This window comes from Williamsia muralis, assembly GCF_051487485.1.
GTDB lineage: Bacteria > Actinomycetota > Actinomycetes > Mycobacteriales > Mycobacteriaceae > Williamsia > Williamsia muralis_B.
The window spans coordinates 1-15,290 of sequence record NZ_JAHVCV010000020.1 but is presented as its reverse complement, the minus strand read 5'-3'; the positions used below and the strand labels follow the sequence as shown (position 1 = coordinate 15,290).

The window sequence follows — 15,290 nt, the reverse complement described above, 5'->3', positions numbered from 1 at the left end:
GCCATTCGCTACGCTCATGGCATCTCGCCCTTACTCGCTCCGCTCGTTTCGGTAGTCGCGACCGCACTTCGTGCGGGTCGATCTGCGTCCGACGGCCTGGAGGCCGTAGACGCAAAAAAGGGATTTGCAAGAGTCTGGGAGGAGGCTCCGATTGAGAGGCCGCGTTGTGGCACTTCGTTTCGCGATAGATGAGCAGGACCGCGTACGCGCGGCCATGCTCCGCGATCCGCGCCGTGATGCGCGGGCGCGCGCTGCGAGCAGTCTGGCGCATTGGTGCCGGGGGCAGGTGGCTGACGCAATCTCGACGGGCAATCTTCGGCCTGGAATGCCCGCCGTGTCGGACTCTGATCTGAAGCGCCTAGTCGATGCCTGCGCACGTTTGAATCAATGTGCGTTCGATAGCAACCGCCTCGCGGCGGTCGCGGCGGGGTCCATCCGTGCACTCATTGAGGTTGTAGCGCTGGCGGAAAATCTCGCTGCGGACTCGTCTTCATTTGTGTTGTCGAGTGGCGGCCCGCGCACTGAGTTGGTGAACGTCAGAGTGTCTGACAGCGAGGTTCAACAGTGGTCCGAGTCCGCGAGCCGAGTCGGGTTTGAACGGGTGTCTGCGTGGGCGCGTGATGTCGTGCTCGGCGTCGCCGGATATGTGTCAGACCGCCGTGCTACTGATTCGGTCATGGATGCGCGCCGCCAGCTCTCAGGAGCTATCAACAACGCGGCACAGCTCCACGCCTGGGCACTGGATACCGATGTTCGTATGGCCTATCGAATCGAGTCGCTGAGCATCGATCTAGTGAACGCGATGGCCGCATGGAGCATGCTCGGGCGGCCAAGATGATTCCTCGGATAACGCGCGGATCTTCCGCTTACGGAGCCTTGCACTACGACCACGGCCCAGGGCGTCGCGATGAGCACAGCAACCCCCACAAAGTGGCAGGAAATGTGGCCGGTCGCTCATGGAAGGAGCGTTCCTACGCGATTGATGATCACGTCAAGCGTACGAACCCCAAGCTGACCAATCCGATCATCAGAACATCGCTCAGGATCGCCCCCGAGGATCGCAACCTAACGGACCGTGAGTGGCGCCAGATCGCCAACGAGTACGTCGGCAAGATGGGGTTCGCGGATTCTCCATGGGAGGCAGTTCGGCACGCTGATGACCACATTCATTTGACGATGTCGCGCGTCAAATGGGACGGCACAGTTGTCGATCAATGGAAGGACAAACTGCGTGCGCAAGACGCAGTGCGTGGGATTGAACGCAGTCACAACCTCGTTGATGCGAGCAAGCGATACGATCGCGATCTACCCCAGGTGTCGGGCAACGACCGCGAGCGCGCAGAGCGTTTATCTCAAAAGGCCGGCCGACAGATCGACCCGGAGAGACTTCAACTCCGCAGCCGGATCGCCGAAGCAGAGCGAGCCAGCAACGGCACCCGCGAGGGCTTTGAATCAGAGCTAGAGCGGCGCGGCGTCACTCACCGGGCGAACGTGTCCCGGCCAACTGAGCGAAACCCCGAAGGCCGCATGAACGGCTACAGCTACGGCTTAGACGGTCACACGGACAAGGCCGGTGAGCAGGTCTGGTTCAAAGGCTCAGCGCTGGGAAAGCAGTACGGCTGGCAGCAGCAACAGCAACGATTGAGTGAGCGCAACGACGATCACAAACGGCGCTCTGTCAGCGACGTGAAGGAGACCAACGCCCGCCGCGAGACTCCACCACAAGAATTCGAGGGCAAAACAGCGCGGAGCGGTGTTGCGGCAGCACCCTCGTCTAACTCTGTAGATCAGGCGAAAGCAAACGAGACGGCCGCACGTGAGGACAGGCGCGAAGCCGCGCGGTCAGCGCATCGTCATGACCGGGAGCAGCCTATGCAAACAGCGGCCCCGAGCCGTCAGGACACAACTACCGGACACACTCAGGCCGGAGAGTCGCAGGAACGGCAGCAGGAGGACCGCAACGCCGCTCGCGGGGCGATGAGTCGCGAGGACGCGCGCGAAGCAGCGCGAGCCGCTATTCGCGAGCGAGAGCAGGCCCGAGCGGAGTTCGCCCGTACCGACGCGTCGAAGGATTCGAGCGGGCAGCGATCAAGTCCACGTGATGAAGAGTCACGACGCACCACCGATGACCGAAAGAGTCGCAGCAGCGACCGTGCGACGGAGCCAGAACGTATTCCTAGTCGTCCTATGTCTCGGGACGATGCGCGTGCGGTTGCGCGACAACGCGCAGAGGACCGCACGCAACCGGAGCGACCGGAAAACCACTACGACAAATCCGAGGCAGGAGGGGCCACTAAAGGCCAGGGGGCCAGCGCACACGAAGTCACATCTACATCTACAGAGGGGGCATCACCAATGAAGCCAGGACACAGCCAGTCGAGCAGCGACAACAAGATGACCAGAGAAGAAGCTCAGGAAGAAGCACGACGCCAGGCCCAGGAGCGCGACGAGAAACGAGAACAAGACCGCGAGCGTGAAACGGAGCAAGAACGATGACCGGCGGATGGGGCCCACAGGCGACCGGCGGAGTCGTTCTACACAACAACCGCAAGGAGGGTATGTATTGGATCTTCTACGCGATCGCGGCATGCCTGATCATGCCCATTTTTACCATCGCAAATTCGTTGAGCGGAGGTCTTGGGCCGCTGATCTGGTTCATCCATATCGTGACGTCCTGTATTGGCCTGACGCTCGGTTGGCGAGACGGCGGAAAAGGCCGGCGGTTCGCTCAAGGGCACATCATTTGCTTCTTCCTGCTGTTGCTACCGCAGTTCTTCGCGATGCTCGCCTACTCGGCGGCGTTCTGGTTGGCACAGTCGCGGCGCGGGCACAGTTCGGCGCTGGCAAAAGCTGATGCGAGACCGAGCGTCGAGCAGCAAATCGTGACAGCTCTAGACCCCCATCGAACACTGCTCTCCATCGCATCCGAGCCCTACGGCCAATCAGGCGGTCACGTCGGATGGAACGACCTGGGCGAGTACATCACCGCAGAGCCCCGTGGCGCGATGCTCGTCATCGGACCGCCAGGAAGCGGTAAGTCATCGGCGGTCCTAATTCCGTCGATCATCGCGGCCCCGGCCGCACTTGTCGCCTCATCGATCAAGGCGGACTTACTCAACGCCACCGCCGCCGTACGCGGCCTGCTCGGCACCACCTGGCACTTCGACCCCGGCGGCGACCAGCAACAGGCCTACTCCTCCATCAAGCCCGCTCGGTGGTCACCACTTGTCGGCCTTCGGACCTGGGACGATGCGCGAATCCGAGCCAACCGAATGGCTGAACCCTCCCGCAAACAGGACAGTGCACAAGGCGGAGACGGTGACCACTTCATTGACCGCGCACGAGACTGGGTTGAAGTCCTGCTCTATGCAGCGGCCCTCGACAACCAACCAATCTCCCGCGTCGCGCAGTGGGCCAATCGTCCAGACAGCAAAGAGACCATTGAGGAAGTAGCTGGCGCGCTCATCTTCGCTGCCAGCAACGGTGACACTGGGGCAAAAATCGCCCTCGACCAGCACGAGAGCTTGCAAGACATCCCCGAACGCGAACGCGGCTCGGTGAAGTCAACAATGGTCCGGCTACTGCGAATCTACGGAAGCACCGCGGCTCGCGAAATCGGAGACAACCCAAACTTCGACCCCTACGCCTTCGTGCGCAGCTCAGACACCCTCTACATCACTGCCAGCCCTGAAAAACAGAAAGAGTACGCACCGCTCATTGCTGGGCTCCTCGAGGAAATCCGGTTCGCAACCTACGCCCGACATCGAGCAGAAGACGAACTCAGAGAACCGAAACGGCCGCACGTCACCTTCGTGCTGGACGAGGCCAACAACACCGCGCCGATCCCGCTACCGGCCGTCGTCAGTGAAGCTGGCGGTCAATCCCTGCACGTGCTCGTGGGCATTCAGGACCTCTCGCGAGCCCGAAACAGGTGGGGCCGCGACGCTGACGGCTTCCTGACCTTGTTCCCGACCAAAGTCATCCTGAACGGAGTTGTCGAGCCCTACACACTCGACGCACTAAGCGCCGCATCCGGCGAATACGACCGAGTTATGCAGGGCTACAGCCAATCAACCAGCTACGTCGGGCAGTACAACATTCCAGTCACCCGGCAAAACCCGAGCTGGCAGATTCAAAGTCGCCGCGTACTGCTCCAGGGCGACATTGCACAACTACCACCAGGAAAAGCGCTGATGTTCATTGGTGCTCAACACCACCTCATCACCATCGGCATGCACTTCTCAAACCCGGTGTGGCAACACATCATTCACTTTGCCTACAAGCAACACGCGATCGCCGAAAAGCTCGGATTCAACGCACCCACCGCTGTGGACGGCCACACACCACCGGCAGGCTCGCCGCACCTGTCGGAGCAACACCCAACCAGCGGCACCGAAAAGGAGAACAACTCATGAACACAACCCGAGCCATTCAGGCCTTCGCACTTCTCGCATGCGCTCTGCTCTGCGCTGCGGCAACCATGGCAGCGATCTACATCCACCAACTCGAACCAGCAGCGTCTGTGTCCCAGGAACAGCAGCAGCCAATCGTCTGTGCCTACGAGCTGGCCTACGCGCCTGCTGTGGGAGAACTATGCGACCTGTACGCGCCGCCACCTCTGGCCGAGTTCAAGCCGTGAACCCGACCACGTGCGCGCTGAGCTGGGGTGCAGGGGTTCCGGACAAACCTTACTTGCCCGGAACCACCTACACACTGCTCATCTAACCGGAACCTGATCAACCCCATAAGGCAAAGCCCCCGCAACACTCCTCTGAGGAGGTTGCGGGGGCTTTCTCGCTAATACTACCCTTACCTGCAATACATGTATTGCAGGTAAGGGTAGTATTACTACTAATACAATTAGAGCTAGAGAAGGGATTTCCATGACAGCTCGGATAATCGCTGTGACCAACCACAAAGGCGGGACCGCTAAGACAACGAGTGCTGTAAATCTGGCCTCGGCCCTGGCCGCTCAGGGCCGTAAGGTGCTGGTCGTTGATCTTGACTCCCAATGCAACGCCACCACCAACCTGGGCGCCTACCGCCTCACGGAGGACGGCGAACGCCAGTTGTTCGAGTCCACGAGCGCAGATGTTGTGCTTGAGAACGCTACTGCCGAAGCGGCTGTTGTCTCGACCTCGATAGCTGGGCTCTCGGTGATTCCAGCAGAAGTTGATCTACGGGATATAGGGACAGCGTTCGCGTCCGATCCCGGGCGGTATCACGTGCTGCGCTCGGAGCTGGCGCTCATCGGCCAGGACTACGACTACATCTTCATCGACTGCCCCGGCGATACCGGAGACCTGACCGCGAGTGCACTGATCGCCTGCAACGAAATTTTGGTGCCGGTCGCAGCCGGGGCCATGGAACTCGAAGCCGTCGTCGCCATCTCCGAGTTCGTTGACAAGATTACGAAGCGGTTGAACCCGGATGCGCGTATCGATCACATCTTGGTTGGCAGGGTGAACCGGTCCCAAAGGATTGACCAAGAAATTATCGAGGCGCTGCGCGAATCGTTTCCAGATGAATTGCTACGCAACACCATTCCGAGCAGTGTCAAAGTCACTGAAAGCTACAACAACGGGCAACCTGTGACCGTCTACGCGCCCCGCAGTACTGCGGCATTGGCCTACGTTGACGCGGCACGTGAACTCGATGCGAGAGGACCCAAGGCGTGAGCGGCCTACAGAACAACCCACTCAAACCCAAAGGGCAGGCCAAGAAACTCACCAGCAGCATCGATCGAGCCGCAGACTATGTCGCAGATCGGGCAACGGAGAGTCCGGCCCCACCTCCGCCACAACAACGGCAGCAGCCGCCGGCCAAACGATCTACCAAGGTTGTCCCTGCCAGCAAACAGCAGATCAGCGCGTATGTGGACCGAGACGTGCTGATCGCGGCCCGCAATGCGCAGTACAGCGTGCAGTCGGAACCGACCGCCCCCGACAACTGGAGCGAGTACGTGACGGCAGCGCTCGACGCCTACACACGCAGCCTCCAGGCCCGGTTAAACGACGGGGAGCCCTACCCGGCGCGGCCGGAACGCAAATGAGACGCGCGAGCTCCCCTGTGAGGCTGTCTTTAGCGGTAGCGAGGGGTGACGTTCATGAACAGATACAGCTGCCCGTCTGCGTGAGTTTGCAGCTGGCCGACGCCCAGTAGTTCGATCTCGGCTAGCGCTAGGTCCCACTGCCCCTCCGGCATATCGACCATGTTCGCTATCTCATCGAGCAGGACCGAACCGTAGAGCCCCTCGTCCTCGTGAGTGGCAGTTTCCAAGACTGAATAAGCGCGCACAATCTCGTTGACCCAGCGATTAGATGTGTCGATGTTGCTGAAACCCCACGACATAGGCGTCAAGTCCTCTCATGGCCACGCAGTGAAACGTTCAAGCTGCCGCGGCACCGCTCCGCGCTGCCTTGCCACTGTATGACTGGTCGGTGACATCGAGGTTGCTTGCGATACTCTTAATGCATGCAATACATGTATTGCCACTATCGTCGATTAGCATCAGCCGTGTTCGACGAACCGGCCCTGGTAGAAGGGAAACCAGGTCTAGGGCTTCGTCGGGGCTCTCGTGCTGTTTATAAACTCAATCATGGGGTCCAGGCGTTGTGCCCAGAACAGTGTCAGCCCATCGGCTTGGGCGCGACTGAGGTTGTGCACTTTGAAGACACCTGACAGCACTGCGGTAGGCACAACGTTTGACGTGCCAAACTCTTGGATCCAGGTCTTCGCCTTGGCGGCGGCGTCGTTGTTCAGGCGTTTTACGCTGTTAGTGGACGAATTGCTCACTTTGCACTCGATAGGCATCGACCGCCCGTCCCACATGCGCACAATGAGGTCAGCTTTTCTAGATCCGAAATGGCTCTCGCGGCAATAGTGACCGGGTTCGGGCAAGTCAGAGATGTTGTATACGGCACGACGTGGAACTTCGATGAAACCGTTTGCTACTAGGCAGGCTGCTACAGCTTCCTCTTGATCGTCTTTCGAAGTATTGCGTCGGGCTGTCTGTACTTTTTGGGTGGCGATCAATGCAGCAGTAGAAATAATAGCGACGTCCCGCTCCGCAGCGGTAGGCTCGCGATCTTCACTGACCCACGGGAATCTGTTGCGATCCAATGCTAAGAGCACGGTATCGACGACTCTCTGTGCCATTGCGGGATCAGCCCGGAGTCGCGTAGGGCTTAGGACTGCCTCTGCAACAACTTTCAAGTCGTCTTCGCTGATGGCCGGCGAGGCGAGATAGCGAATCGCGACTAGAAGATCTGGTTGGGTAAGCAAATCTACGGCCTGATCAGTGAGCTGGGTAAGGTCTATCGTCCCCTCGATAAGGTTCTCGACCGAGTCTCGGTATTGATCGAAGACTTCCAAGTACTGTTCGAGAGGTTCGTGGATGCGTATGTCGCGAAATAGTTGGATCGCATCTGCGGAATCTTTTGCGAGGACGTCGTCCGACCATCGAGGTGGTGGAATCTGTCTCACGCAATGACTCCTTCGCCTAAAGCCTCGGGGCTCGGTATGGGCAGGCGCTCCATCTCCTTCGGTTCAAACTTCGTAAGACCCCCCGCGTAGGTGCGTCCTTGCGAAAGCGTAACCCCTGAACGAAGGTGGGCTGCCAGGTTGTCCAGGACAACTGTGCTCAGTTCCTGCCGAGGGTATAGGCCATGAGCAATGTTGATGTGCCGCGCGGCTACGTCGTTTCGGACGAAAGTGGGTGGTCGGCGGGCCATGTATGTTGCTAGCACGGGAGCTGCGGCGCGCAAGCCCACACTCCACCAGGCCTTTCGGTTAGCGGCCACATAGCCTTCATGAACCTTCTTGCTCTTAGCGAGCCGAAGGAATCTGTCTATCTTTTTACGCTCGTCTGCATCAAAAATATCTAGATCAACTGGCAAATCTATGACGTGGCGCAACTCCCCAGGCGCGGACAGCCGGTCTCCGGCGCGGAACAAATCGTGCGCTTTGGTGACGGAGGTATAGAGCACGCTATCTGGAAGATCTATCTCTCCACCACGATGAACCCATACGCCATTAGCCCCCGTAACCGCACCCCTATGAACACGGCAAAGCTCTCCGAGTTCAACGAAACCCTCGGGCAGCTTGGGCGTGACACGCGTGAGCACTGACCAGCGGTTTGCCTCAGAGAGCCGCTGACGTGACACCGCTCGTCCCTTGTCTAGGGCGCCCAAGTCGGTGACGCTTTCAACGCGCCGTACCTTCATTGATTTGGGGCTGGCTCCAATTTTGAAGCAGGTGATCGCGCCGGTGGTGGTGGCGTCGGCGAAAGGTGCAGCTTTTGAGTCAAGAACATGGAGTGACTCACCACCCAATCCTTCGAGCAGCAGCTCCCGGACGAGGCTTCCGTAGTTCACGTCAAGCCACTCAGCGCTTGTGATGAAGGTACCGAAGTCTCCAGCACGACCATGCTCGGCGGTCGCGAGGAAAAAGTGCACATGCAAGCCGGCTAACCCGCTAGCGCGAAGTCCGCGTTCTCGGGCAGTTGCAATCAACCATCGTTTCCATTCTGGGTCGATCTGATGGTGGCGTACATAGGGCGGGTTTCCTACAAATAGTGTGCGGCCCTTTATCTCTGGGAGTTTTAGGGCGCGGTAGTCCCCAACTTCCACGGTTGCTCGCTTGCGGATGCCGGCCGCTGCGATGCCTGCACGAAGCATCAATGTCGCAACTGGGTCGATGTCGGCGCCCACAACTTTTGCGTTGGGGAACTGCCGGGCGGCAGCCAGTAGGTACCTACCGGAACCGGCCCCAGGATCCACGATTCTTACCGGGGCCTCACCTTGGTCGACAGCCCACTTAATCATCGCTGTCACGATTGTCTCAGGTGTATAAGTCTGGCCGAGAGGTCGGCGTTCAGGTGCTGAAACGATGCGACAGTAAGCGTCACCTAGCGGATCATGGCCCGCCTGGATCTGTTTGCTTGCCAGCTCGGATGTCGCAGCTGAGATGCGCTGACGAGCTCCTCGGGCGACTAGTTTGGCTTCGGCAGTTGTGAGTGTCCCTGTCGAGTCTGCTCCGAGGGAGACGCACAGACGGACAAGATCGCTTAAGTCTTTAATCTCATCCATAGGTGCGATGCTGTCACCAGCCGCAGACAGCGACTGACCCCGGCTAGCCACAGAGCCGGAAAACGCCACGTGAGACGCGTTCGAAGTATCGCTCGTCTTGGAGTGCGGATCGGTAAGACGATGCAGGGGCATCACCGAGGGCGGGCCGTGTGGCGTCCTGGATTTCTCTGATGGATGCCGGGCCACCGCCGCGGCTTGCGAGATATTCGCGCATGGCGCTCTTCAACTCACCGTGTGGGCGGCGGATGCGCTGAGTTGGTGTTGTCAACTTCGCCTCCAAGGTCGACAGGACCGGGTGTCGATGTCGTCGACGCAATTGCGTCGACGACAGTGACTTTAACAGCCAACTGGAGCTGTTGGCGAGATGCTCTCGGAAGGGGCGTTAATCAGCTTCTTTAGCTCGGCGGTTCCTCTGGATAGTCCGATAGACGGTAGTTCGGCCAACGCCGAAGAGCTCCGCTAGTTCCGACTGAGTGTGTTGCCCTTCGTTCACGAGCTTCATCAAATGTCGTTCCTGAGGACCCGACAGTTTGGGCGGCTTGCCTTTCAAGCGCCCTTTTGCTCTCGCGATCTGCATTCCCTCGCGAGTTCGTGCACGGATCAAGTCAGATTCAAACTCGGCGACCATGGCGAGGATGTTGAACAGAAGGCGGCCAATGGGGTCCGTGGGATCGTATTTTGCGGAACCGATCTGCAGTGCCGTTCCTGCAGCGATCAGTTCGGCAGCGATGTCTCGTGCATCTGGCACCGAACGCGCCAAGCGATCAAGTTTGGTGACTACTAGAGTGTCTCCACTCCGACATGCGGCCATCGCTTCGCGCAGACCGGGGCGTTCGCGATTGGCTCCGGTCAGACCGTGGTCGGTGTAGATGCGGTCAGGATCGACCTCTAAAGCGGCTAGTTGTGCAATCTGGGCCGCGAGATCCTGCTGGGCTGTTGAGACGCGCGCGTAGCCCACTCGGATGCTGTTACCGGACGTGACCACAGTGAAGAGTTTGCCGGAGTTTGTCCAAGCCCGGTTGACCCCCCGCCAAGGGGCATCTAAGAGGGCGGTCTATTCGGACAGTCGTGTGACCTGGTCACTCGAATCGTGCCGAAGACGGTAGAGTGCCCGCTTGAGGTTCCCTTAATGAAACATAGAGTTACGGCGTGTCGGTCACGCATCCAGCACTTCCGTAGACACAGAATCAATGCATGGGCCGGCCGAAGAAAGACCCCACGGGTGCAGAGCTGAAAAGTACGCATCTCAAGTTCCGAGGTCGGATCAAATCGGTGGGTGTGGCGAAGGCCCGTGCGCACGGCATGTCGTTCACGGACTACGTTGAGCGCCTTATTGAGGCAGACAACCCGGACTTGTTGGATACCAACGGAATTCAGGAGGTGTTGCCGCAGTCCGCATGACCTATCGCCGCCACTAGCGGCCAGGTGACCAAACATCTGAATATGCGGAAGCCACGCGCAACATGAAGAAACCCCCCGGCGGACACCGGAGGGTCTTCGTTTGAAGTTGTGGGACCGAGTTACCAGCTCGGTCCGGTGAGGCTTTCGCCTCACATCCCCGAAGGGACTGTCTTGACTGGACAGCCTCAGGGTAGCGCGCACCCATTTGGCCGTGCAATCCCTGAACATCACGTGTCGGAAACAGAGTCCGGCTTATCTCTAACCCTCCCTCGTCGCCGGTATTGCGGGTCCACACCGCAGCGACCGCGGCGCGGCTACGCGACGACGCGTTTTGGCCCCTTGACAGCGATCGTCGCTCGTTCGCGGCCGGGAGCGAGCAAAGAGAAGATCCTTGAGGTGCTGCGCACACGTGACCGCATCGCGCTTGATGTCGGTCGCCGTGCTTACGCCGGCGTTCCCTGCTGGCGCACCGCCGAGCAGTGGCTCACCTGGGACGTCCAGGTCGCATATGCCCTGCACTACGACCAGATCCGTCCCCTGATCGGCGCGCATGGACCCTCCCGGAAAAGCGACATCGCGCTCAAAACCCTGGTCAAGATTGCCGCCGCACACGCAGTGCGTGCCGACTTCGGGACCGGACGCAATTGCCGGCCGACTATAGAGCTCATCGCACGCATGACCGGATACAAACCACGCACCATCTCACGCGCCCGGCAAGTGCTCGTGCACCTTGGCCTAGCAACCGAAATCCTGCGCGGCCGCCAACGCACCCTGGCCGAACGACTGGCCTCGCACCGGGTCGGAGACAGCAGCCAAGGCTGGGCCAGCGTCTACGCCCTCCACGGTGTTCAGGTTGTGGATAAACGTCGAGGTCACACCCAAGCGGCACCCCACCTTGTAAAGCGCCCTTTAGGGCGTAACACCTCCTCCCATAACTACTCACTAACCCCCACCGGCAACGCCGGAAAACTCAAAGGCCACGCTTCGCGTGACCGAGCTACTAAAAGGAGGAGGTGGGCCGGTCCTGAACCGGACCAGAAAGGCCTCCTGCTGGCTTCTAGATGGCGCCAGGACCCACAAACACCGAGTTGGGCGCGCCGATACACACCCGCAGCCTGGTCACACGTCCTAGCCAAACCAGCCGCCCATAACTGGACCGGCCGCGACCTCAACGCACTGCTCCGCGACTACACACTCACCGGCAACGGCAACTGGATCGCAGCAAACCCCCACCGCCCCATCCCCCTGCTCGCCATGATCCTCAACAAACACGACGACCTGCACAACCGACCAGCCGCCATCGACGACGCCCGCGAAACTGAACGGCAGCAACATTGGACCGCTGTCACGCGGTGCAGCCGTTGCGACTACAACGGATTTGTTGATGAAGGTGACCGCGTCCGGCGATGCACCCATCAGTTAGAAGGGCGAGGCCGTGATTCGTACTGAACATTTTTCCGTGCAGACTGGCCAGACTTCTGCCTGAAAGTAGTTTGCTTGCTCGCTGACGAGGACATCGAGCGTGTCAGGTAGAAATACCGGGCGCAGGAACTCCACCTCGAAGGCCGATACTTTCGCGGGATCTGTGACTGCTGCAAGAGCGGTCGCAGCAGTCCACATACCAGGGGCGATCATGGTTCTGAAACCGAGAGCCCGAGCCGCAGCTACGGACAGGTGGTTCGGATTGAAGTCCTGCGCGATCAGCGCGTACCTTCGTGCACGCTGCCGCGTAGCCGCGATCTTGGCAACGCTTGGAGCCCAAGTTTGGTCCGCCGTTCGTAACGATGGCCGGCCACTCTTGGCAACACCACTCCCGCGCGGTGAAAGCGCCAGCAGCGCAGTCCGTTGAACCGCGACGGGAGTCCCCCTCTGACCTGCCCGCCAGAACAAGCTTTCGTACACGAGCAGAGTCCCGCGCTGATCTGGTAACGCGTTGACACATGTCATCTGGACTGTCAGCCGTTCCCCGACTTCAAGCTGCTCATTGAGGTGGGTTGTATTTCCTACGTGAACCATCGAGGCCGGAGAAGGCGGAGATCTACGGTCCACCAACAGTCGCATGAGTAGTGGCTGTGCCAGCACGTAGAGGTAACCAATGGGCACTTGTTCCTGCGCTGCATCGCCCGTCGCGGAGCTATACATGGCGACGCGGCGTGGCCTCAAAAGTGCTGCCTGCTCGATCGGTTTGTTGAGCAGCGGGCCAAAGTCGGAGGCATCGAAACTCCCCCGGCCCTTGCCAATGACTGGCGCGCTCTGGCGCAAGCTGTGAGCGAGAGTTGCCAGTGCCGTTGGCGTGGACTCAAACACCGGCGTCGCGACGCGACAATGTTCGCGCTCGCTGCTCTTCGAAACGCACAGCCTTCTTCTCTAGTTCCTGAAGAAAGTCGGCCAACTGGTCACGGTACTTCTCGCCTACGTCAGAAAGATCACCGCGTTCGAAGACCCGCCAGTGTCGTAGAGGCGGAGTCAATACGTTGCCGATGTGTTGGCGAACGTCGTAGACCCCCGCCTTCGCCATCTCGACTGAAGCTCGGCGAAATCCCGGCATGGCGACCCCTGGCATGATGAATTCGGTCATGCAGTCGTGCACCGCTTTCATGGTGCGGTCTGGGGCCACCTCGAACACTCTTCTCACTGCGTTTCGGTAAAACAGCATGTGCAGGTTCTCGTCGCGAGAAATCTGCTTGAGGAGATCTGTGATCACCGGTTCTGATTCACACAGACGCGCGGTGTTCAGGTGAGAGATTCTGGTGGCTAGCTCCTGGAGGGTGCCGTAAACGAGGCCTGCGATCCACCCCTCATTGTCTGGTCTGCGCCAGCCAGCAGTCATCTGACTCATGCGAGCACGTTCGAGTTCCACAGGGTCAACAGCCCGAGTGACTACTAGATAATCGCGTAACGCTATCGAGTGGCGAGCCTCCTCGGCTGTCCACTGATGGACCCATTCCTGAAACACCTCGCTGCCGAGGGCGCGCAAGGAAGCTTCGTGGTGGTAGCTCGGCAGGTTGTCTTCGCTGAGAAGGTTCACAATCAACGAGGTGCGTGCGACTGGACTAAGACTTGATTGCTCGACGTGCCAATCTTGACCGCCAAGGCGCGCGAAGTTCCGCCCCTCGTCCCAAGGGATGAAGTCATGCGGATGCCATTCGGTCGTAGCAGCAAGATGGCGCGCCAGCTCCTCCTCTGCCATTGGATCTATGGCTTCGATAAGTAGATCGTGATCTTCCTTGAGGACTTGAATATCAGTCACTGTGCCTCCGGGATGGGAGCAATCCAGGAGATGGGCTCCTCGGGTCGATTCACCACACCGTCAAGTTGGGGAAAGTCGCCGAACGCTTGAACAATGATGCGAGCAGCGGGCGCAACCACCGTTCGCTCGACCTCATCAATGTGCGCGAAGCTCCAGACTGCACCGCAATCCTTGAAGTTTCGATCGGCCGGTTCACCAAAGGTCGCTTCGAGCCCTTCCCTGCGGTAGCCCAGAGCAGTTAGAGCCAGCTCAGTTACGAAGGTCGCTTCCTCTAGTTTTCTGAGTTCCTGGTTACCGTCGTCGTACTCGACAAGGGCTAGATTTCGCAACTCACAGAGCCATCCCGGTTCATCGTTGAACTCGAAATAGTGATCGACGATCCGACCTCTACCAGAGGTGCTAGCACGCTCAGCCTCGTTGGCGTCAGCGAACGCTTTCGATGAAACGACTTTTCGTGTGTCAAAAGGCAGTGTCATGCTTCTCCTCTATTGGTTCGTGCCGTCGAGAACTTCTCTCGCGGTTGGCTGGAAGTGTGAACCACCGATCCGATTGAAGTAGCTGGCTGACACCCACTGTGCCCACAGCGCGAGCGCAACCATGGAACCCGCGCTCATCACCGCCGTGACGAGGACGACCGTCGAAGGCCGGCGAATCTTTGCGAGAACAGACATGTGCAGCTTCTCTCCGTTGCTTGTATCAGGGAGGGAGGGCTTTTTCCTGCTGCGCTGCCGCCTCGGCAGTTCCCCCCGCAGAGACGATTCTACTGATTCGCGTCCGACTTGCTGGATGCGGATTTAGCTTTCGCGCTCGTCCGGCGCTGGCGTCGTTTAGGAACGCTTCGAGAGGCCGGGTCGGGTAGGCCGTTCTCTGAAAGCTCGTCCGCGCTCCAAGCGTCGGTTGTTGCGTCGCTGTAGGCGTCCGCGTACTGCCTTGTCAGAACTTCAACTTGAGTCTGAGCTTCTTTGAGATTTAGTGCGATCTCAACGAGGCGTCGGCCCGTTTCTTGACGGCGTTGGATGCGCTGCTGAGCTGCACTCTCAATAGCTTCGAACGATGGCACGTCGGACAACTTGAAGGTTTCGGATGTGGAAGTCATAGGACTGAGCTTAGAGCGCTCCCTGGTGTCCTGTCGCGGGCGACCGAAGCGCGCTTCGCGCGGGAGCGCGCGAGCGCGCTCCGGTCAGCTCCGCTGATAGAGCGTCGCGGAGGACTAAGCGCCATCGGGGCTCGTCGCTAGCGCGACATTGCCCCGAATGGCGCCCAGTCCTCCGCTTGCCCACCTCCGTCAGGGGTACTCGTGCTTCGCTCGGCGCTGGCGCGCCATTGCTCGCACTCGACCCCTTCGGAAGTGGGCCGCTCCATCAGCTACGCTTCCGCAGCTAAAGCTTGCAGCGAGATGGTGCCATTCGCTACGCTCATGGCATCTCGCCCTTACTCGCTCCGCTCGTTTCGGTAGTCGCGACCGCACTTCGTGCGGGTCGATCTGCGTCCGACGGCCTGGAGGCCGTAGACGCAAAAAAGGGATTTGCAAGAGTCTGGGAGGAGGCTCC

General features: G+C 59.6%; 17 protein-coding genes. 8 read left to right on the top strand and 9 right to left on the bottom strand.

What is annotated here, in order from left to right; genetic code table 11:
- Window positions 1-286: 286 nt before the first annotated feature.
- The 6 genes from KXR83_RS26620 (at window position 287) to KXR83_RS26595 (ending at window position 6,052) form a co-directional block, all read left to right on the top strand.
- Window positions 287-838 (top strand): hypothetical protein, encoded by a 552-nt coding sequence (locus KXR83_RS26620; protein ID WP_437427216.1) that lies wholly within the window; start codon window positions 287-289, stop codon window positions 836-838.
- 92 nt (window positions 839-930) lie between these two features.
- Window positions 931-2,496 carry a relaxase/mobilization nuclease domain-containing protein gene (locus KXR83_RS26615; protein ID WP_437427215.1) on the top strand — a complete coding sequence of 522 codons (1,566 nt, stop codon included), beginning with the start codon at window positions 931-933 and terminating at the stop codon, window positions 2,494-2,496.
- Entirely contained in the window at window positions 2,493-4,415 is a 1,923-nt protein-coding gene (locus KXR83_RS26610; RefSeq protein WP_437427214.1) for a type IV secretory system conjugative DNA transfer family protein, read from the top strand. The genes KXR83_RS26615 and KXR83_RS26610 overlap by 4 nt, the downstream gene beginning before the upstream one ends.
- Window positions 4,412-4,639 (top strand): hypothetical protein, encoded by a 228-nt coding sequence (locus KXR83_RS26605; protein WP_437427213.1) that lies wholly within the window; start codon window positions 4,412-4,414, stop codon window positions 4,637-4,639. The genes KXR83_RS26610 and KXR83_RS26605 overlap by 4 nt, the downstream gene beginning before the upstream one ends.
- A gap of 244 nt (window positions 4,640-4,883) precedes the next feature.
- Window positions 4,884-5,678: a ParA family protein gene (locus KXR83_RS26600; protein ID WP_437427212.1), complete on the top strand. Its 795-nt coding sequence runs from the start codon at window positions 4,884-4,886 to the stop codon at window positions 5,676-5,678.
- Window positions 5,675-6,052, top strand: a complete 378-nt coding sequence (locus KXR83_RS26595) for a hypothetical protein (protein WP_437427211.1) — start codon at window positions 5,675-5,677, stop codon at window positions 6,050-6,052. Before KXR83_RS26600 ends, KXR83_RS26595 begins: the two co-directional genes overlap by 4 nt.
- A 29-nt stretch (window positions 6,053-6,081) precedes the next feature.
- Here the strand turns inward: KXR83_RS26595 and KXR83_RS26590 are convergent, their stop codons facing one another.
- The 4 genes from KXR83_RS26590 to KXR83_RS26575 all read right to left on the bottom strand — a co-directional run bounded on the left by KXR83_RS26590 (window position 6,082) and on the right by KXR83_RS26575 (window position 10,053).
- Window positions 6,082-6,279, bottom strand: coding sequence for a hypothetical protein (locus KXR83_RS26590; protein ID WP_437427210.1), 198 nt, complete (start codon window positions 6,277-6,279; stop codon window positions 6,082-6,084).
- A 276-nt stretch (window positions 6,280-6,555) separates the two neighbouring features.
- Entirely contained in the window at window positions 6,556-7,485 is a 930-nt protein-coding gene (locus KXR83_RS26585; protein ID WP_437427209.1) for a XamI family restriction endonuclease, read from the bottom strand.
- Window positions 7,482-9,089, bottom strand: a complete 1,608-nt coding sequence (locus KXR83_RS26580) for a methyltransferase domain-containing protein (protein ID WP_437427208.1) — start codon at window positions 9,087-9,089, stop codon at window positions 7,482-7,484. The genes KXR83_RS26585 and KXR83_RS26580 overlap by 4 nt, the downstream gene beginning before the upstream one ends.
- 382 nt (window positions 9,090-9,471) lie before the next feature.
- Window positions 9,472-10,053: a recombinase family protein gene (locus KXR83_RS26575; protein ID WP_437427218.1), complete on the bottom strand. Its 582-nt coding sequence runs from the start codon at window positions 10,051-10,053 to the stop codon at window positions 9,472-9,474.
- Between the two features lie 230 nt (window positions 10,054-10,283).
- On the opposite strand from KXR83_RS26575, the gene KXR83_RS26570 reads away from it, so the two are divergent.
- On the top strand, window positions 10,284-10,490 hold the full coding sequence (locus KXR83_RS26570) for a hypothetical protein (protein WP_437427207.1): 207 nt from the start codon (window positions 10,284-10,286) through the stop codon (window positions 10,488-10,490).
- 396 nt (window positions 10,491-10,886) lie between these two features.
- Entirely contained in the window at window positions 10,887-11,939 is a 1,053-nt protein-coding gene (locus KXR83_RS26565; RefSeq protein ID WP_437427206.1) for a helix-turn-helix domain-containing protein, read from the top strand.
- Here the strand turns inward: KXR83_RS26565 and KXR83_RS26560 are convergent.
- The 5 genes from KXR83_RS26560 to KXR83_RS26540 all read right to left on the bottom strand — a co-directional run bounded on the left by KXR83_RS26560 (window position 11,910) and on the right by KXR83_RS26540 (window position 14,836).
- Entirely contained in the window at window positions 11,910-12,437 is a 528-nt protein-coding gene (locus KXR83_RS26560; protein ID WP_437427217.1) for a MaoC family dehydratase, read from the bottom strand. The genes KXR83_RS26565 and KXR83_RS26560 overlap by 30 nt on opposite strands.
- A gap of 352 nt (window positions 12,438-12,789) precedes the next feature.
- Window positions 12,790-13,740: an acyl-ACP desaturase gene (locus KXR83_RS26555; protein WP_437427205.1), complete on the bottom strand. Its 951-nt coding sequence runs from the start codon at window positions 13,738-13,740 to the stop codon at window positions 12,790-12,792.
- Entirely contained in the window at window positions 13,737-14,216 is a 480-nt protein-coding gene (locus KXR83_RS26550) for a hypothetical protein (RefSeq protein WP_437427204.1), read from the bottom strand. Before KXR83_RS26550 ends, KXR83_RS26555 begins: the two co-directional genes overlap by 4 nt.
- Before the next feature lie 9 nt (window positions 14,217-14,225).
- Window positions 14,226-14,411 (bottom strand): hypothetical protein, encoded by a 186-nt coding sequence (locus tag KXR83_RS26545; protein ID WP_437427203.1) that lies wholly within the window; start codon window positions 14,409-14,411, stop codon window positions 14,226-14,228.
- An 89-nt stretch (window positions 14,412-14,500) separates the two neighbouring features.
- Window positions 14,501-14,836 (bottom strand): hypothetical protein, encoded by a 336-nt coding sequence (locus KXR83_RS26540; protein ID WP_437427202.1) that lies wholly within the window; start codon window positions 14,834-14,836, stop codon window positions 14,501-14,503.
- Window positions 14,837-15,290 lie beyond the last annotated feature (454 nt).